At 44.5% G+C, this 4,624-nt stretch carries 4 protein-coding genes; all 4 read right to left on the bottom strand.

The annotated features are described in order from the left end of the window. A partial coding sequence (locus ACJ751_RS27325) for a right-handed parallel beta-helix repeat-containing protein (RefSeq protein WP_407748713.1) occupies positions 1-1,440 on the bottom strand: 1,440 nt, incomplete at its 3' end. A gap of 436 nt (positions 1,441-1,876) precedes the next feature. Next, the gene (pyrF, locus tag ACJ751_RS27320) at positions 1,877-2,677 is read right to left on the bottom strand and encodes an orotidine-5'-phosphate decarboxylase (protein WP_407748712.1); all 801 of its coding nucleotides are present in this window, start codon (positions 2,675-2,677) and stop codon (positions 1,877-1,879) included. After that, complete coding sequence (gene kynU / locus ACJ751_RS27315) at positions 2,674-3,960, bottom strand: kynureninase (protein ID WP_407748711.1); 1,287 nt, start codon at positions 3,958-3,960, stop codon at positions 2,674-2,676. Before kynU ends, pyrF begins: the two co-directional genes overlap by 4 nt. 146 nt (positions 3,961-4,106) lie before the next feature. After that, a partial coding sequence (locus tag ACJ751_RS27310) for an SDR family oxidoreductase (protein WP_407748710.1) occupies positions 4,107-4,624 on the bottom strand: 518 nt, incomplete at its 5' end.

Below are 4,624 nucleotides of genomic sequence, written 5' to 3'. Positions count from 1 at the left end.
ATTAATATCGGTGCTGATATTAACATACATCGCCATATTATCGATAGCCTGAGCGGTTGGCAAAATATTACCGGCTCCACTATTTACAAATGACGGGTTCAATTCATATGAAAAACGATCCTGCCCCGTAGTGTTTAGCCAGGTCGCCATATTATTCATGAAATTACCATTGTAATGCCCCATATTGACTTTAGGAGCGGTTCCCGCCTTTACATAAAACACGTTATGATCACTGGTAAAGCGCGGGGGAGCGTTAGCAACGAAAATGCCATAATTTTCAGTAGCCACCTGCCGGCTTACGCTTACAATATTGTCCATGAAATTCACATCGGAAACACTTTCCAGCGACACGGCACGGGAAACATCGCCCACCTGAGTTTGGTCGTCGAGTGATACCGTATTATGATATACATTAAAAAAACTTCCGCCAACGGAAACAATCCCGTATTGTAACCAGTTTGAACTCCAGTTGTAGATCGCATTATTAGCGATGAGATTTTCCTGGCCGGCAGAACTTGTTGAATTGATCCTGATACCATATGTTTCATTACCAGAGTATGAGGGATCAATATTCATATCATGAATGCGGTTATTGATAACAGCCACCTTGTGATTTACCATATCCAGGTGAATAGCACACGACCAATAATTTTCCCAACCCGATGTAAAATCGTTTCCATCTACCTGGGTATTGCTGTTATAATACAACTCGATGCCATTCTTATACCAATTGGTGATGGTGTTCTTTTTCAGTATGTTTCCGTCCATGTACTGGGCGGCTCCGCTGACCGGTATAGAGGAAAGGGTTATAGCTATACCACTGCCTTCAATAATATTCTGTTGTATCAGGTTAAAATCACAATTGCTGTTTCCGGGATCCTTTGGATTTTCGTCATTACCATTGATCACAATCCCCTCAGTTGTTTCAGGATTACTAAAATTCAATTGATTGATGATGTGGCAATTCTTAATTGTATTATGATCGGCATCGTTCAATAAATGAAAGCCATAACCATACTCGCCGCCGTTCATAGCCTGCGGTTCCACCTGAAGGTTATCAAAGGTTACATAGTCAGTATTATTCAACTTAACACCGGCGCGGCTGAAGGAATTGGTCGAAAGGAAAATAAGCCTTACCCCATTACAATTAAAGGTAATAGTGTTGGTAGCCGATGTACCCGTAATGTTGCTTAGCAACACCTGTTCGTTATACGGGCCGCTACCTGCCTGTACGTTAAAGGTCACCGGACCATTAACACCGCCAGAAAGAAATGCGGCTGCAGCTGTAAATGTTTGGAAATTTGTTCCGCCGGTTGCTACGGCCGAATTGATGGTAAATGTACCGGACACCTGTGCATGGATTGCAGCGCTTGCAAAACCTAAACAAAGGGTAAACAGAAATCTAATATTAAATACGTGCCCGCGTAAAATTTTTCGCATAGCCGATGATTGGATTTTAAATTTCTATAGGATATAGGATCGTTTATCTATTATAATCAGAACTTAAAACCAATTATCAGTAATACATAATTGATCATTGGTTAATGGTTCCCCCTTACAACAACAGAGCCCATGTATGAATACATTATTCAAACAAGGGTGCGGCATTAAGGGTGGTTAGCAAAACACACAGGTATCTTTACGTCGCGAACCATTTAAGAACGCGTTTTAGGGCTTACAATTGTGTACACCCCTACCTGATAATGAAAAAATAATTCACATTTTTCAAATAGAACTGTGTGAAACTAAATTGCTTATGAGAGTAAAACAGGGAAGAAAATTTGTAAAGGCTTTAATAAAAATAAAAGCCGGGGTGCGATAACAACATTAAAAGCCGCCTGTATGGCGGCTTTTAAGCGTACAATTATGTTTACAATTACAGATAACCGGCCATTTCCTGTTGGTATCCGGCGGCTATTTGTTTTGCTTTTTCGGCAAAATCTTCTTTACCGGAGGCATATATAATGGCCCGGCTGGCATTTACCAACAAACCCACTTCTTTATTCATGGCTTTTTCGGAGATCTCTTTCAGGCTACCGCCCTGGGCCCCTACCCCGGGCACCAGGTAAAAATGATTAGGGGTAATGGCGCGGATGTTGGTAAACTCCGATGCCTGCGTGGCGCCCACCACAAACATTAATTGATCGGCAGTACCCCATTCCGCGGCAGTACGTAACACTTTTTCGTACAACAACTCCTCCCCTGCCTTTTGTAATTCAAAGTCACGGGCGCCTGTGTTGGAAGTTAACCCCAATACAATTGTCCATTTGTCTTTGTATTCGAGGAAAGGCAATACACTGTCGGCGCCCATGTAGGGAGCTACCGTTATGGCATCGAATGGCAGCGCTTCAAAAAATGCTTTGGCATATTGGGATGATGTATTGCCAATATCGCCGCGTTTCGCATCCGCTATTTTGAAATGGGTGGAAGGAATATAAGCAGCCGTTTTTTCCATCGCCTGCCAACCGGTTATACCCAGTGCTTCATAAAAAGCCGTATTTATCTTATAGCCTACACAATGATCTTTCGTAGCATCGATGATCTGCTTATTAAATTCAAATACCGGGTCGGATGCAGACAACAGGTGTTTTGGTATTTTGTCAATATCCGTATCAAGCCCTACTATGAGGTATGATCTCTTAGTGCGTATTTGTTCAACCAGTTGCTGCCTTGTCATGCGTGTTGGAGTTGTAAAATTTGTCGCAAGATATTAGTGAATTGCCATACTTCCTCGAAAGTATTGTATAAAGGCACGGGCGCCAGCCTTATTACATTGGGTTCGCGCCAGTCGACTATAATACCTGCGCGGGCCAGTTCATCAAATACCTGTTTGCCCTGCTGTAACATCAACATAGACACCTGGCAGCCTCTTTCCGCTTCATTCCTGGGCGTAATAAATTCTACCACCGGTTCTGTTTGCTGATTGTTCAATTCATCGAGCAGGAACCACAGCCATTTATTTAATAACTGTCTTTTCTTTTGCAACCTGTCGAACCCGGCTTCCATAAAAATATCCAGCGCAGCCCGGTGTGCTGCATATAACAGCGGTGATGGCGTGCTTAATTGCCAGCCTTCGGCCGAACGGGCGGGATTAAATCCTTTCTGCATCAGGAAACGGGTGGCTTTATCGTAGCCCCACCAGCCTGCAAAACGCGGCAGGTCTGCATTGTTATGGTAACGTTCATGAATATAGGCGCCACCAATACCACCCGGACCTGAGTTCATATATTTATAACTGCACCAGGCGGCGAAATCCACGTTCCAGTTGTGCAACTGCAATGGAATATTCCCTGCTGCATGCGCCAGGTCGAACCCTACTTTGGCGCCTACGGCCTGCGCCGCTTTTGTAATGGCCGCCATATCGAACAGCTGGCCGGTATAATAATTCAAACCACCCCATAACACCAGGGCCAGTTCATCTTTATGTTGTTGTATGGCTTGCAGAATATCCTCATGACGAATGGTATGCTCGCCTTTGCGGGGGCCTACTTCAACAATTACATCATTAGGGTTGAAGCCACAATATTTCACATGCGTTTCCAGCATATACTGATCGCTGGGAAACGCCTTGGCTTCGCAAATGATCTTGTTCCGTTTTTGGTCGGGATTATAAAAAGATACCAGCAGCAAATGCAGGTTCACCGTAAGCTGGTTCATAGCCACTACTTCATGGGGCAGTGCGCCTACGATGGTTGACAATGGTTGGGTAAGATGGTCGTGGTATTGCAGCCAGGGTTGTTCACCCATAAAGAAGCCTTCCACGCCATAATTGGCCCATTTGTTCAGTACCTGCTGCAGGTAGTCGTTGGTTCGTTTTGGTTGCAGGCCCAGGGAGTTACCCAGAAAATAGATCTGTTGCCGTTCGTCAATTACGGGCATAATAAATTGCTCCCGAAACGAACGCAGTTCGTCTTGTTGATCGAGCTGGCAGGCAAACGATTGAGAATTTTCAAAAATCATGTAGTAGTTTTATCGTGAATCGGCAATTTTGGCCTCGCGATTATATTCAACCTGTTAACTTGTTAACTTATCAACCTATCAACTTTCTACTTATTCTTACAACTCTTTCTTCCTGGTTAACTGGTTAACTGATCAACTGGTCAACTCTACAAAGCCCCTGTCTTTCCACCATCAACCGGAATACTTACCCCATTTACATAAGAGGCAGCGGGGGATGCCAGGAAAGCTGCTACGGCGGCCAGCTCTGACGCTTCGCCAAACCGCTTCATGGGTATCTCCTGTTGCATCTCCTGTTCAATTACCTCCTTTGATACGCCTCGCTTTTGGGCAGTGTTCTGGACCAGACTTTCCAGCCGTTGGGTTTTGGTAAAACCTGGCAAAATATTGTTCACCGTTATATTGTACTGCCCTACTTCATTGGCCAGTATCTTGGACCATACGGCTACTGCACCACGCACCGTACCCGATACGGCCAGGCCGGTAATGGGAATACGAATAGAAGTTGAAATTATATTGATGATACGGCCATAACTGGCTTCTTTCATGGAAGGAATTACTGCCTGTACCAGCAATTGATTTACGATCAGGTGCTGGTTAAACGCCTGCATAAAAGCTTCTTCCGTTGCAGTGAGCACCGAGCCAGGCGGCGGTCCGCCTGTATTGT

Source organism: Niastella sp. (genome assembly GCF_045805085.1).
In the GTDB taxonomy this organism is placed as follows: Bacteria; Bacteroidota; Bacteroidia; order Chitinophagales; family Chitinophagaceae; genus Niastella.
This window is presented reverse-complemented; position numbering and strand designations above follow the sequence as displayed.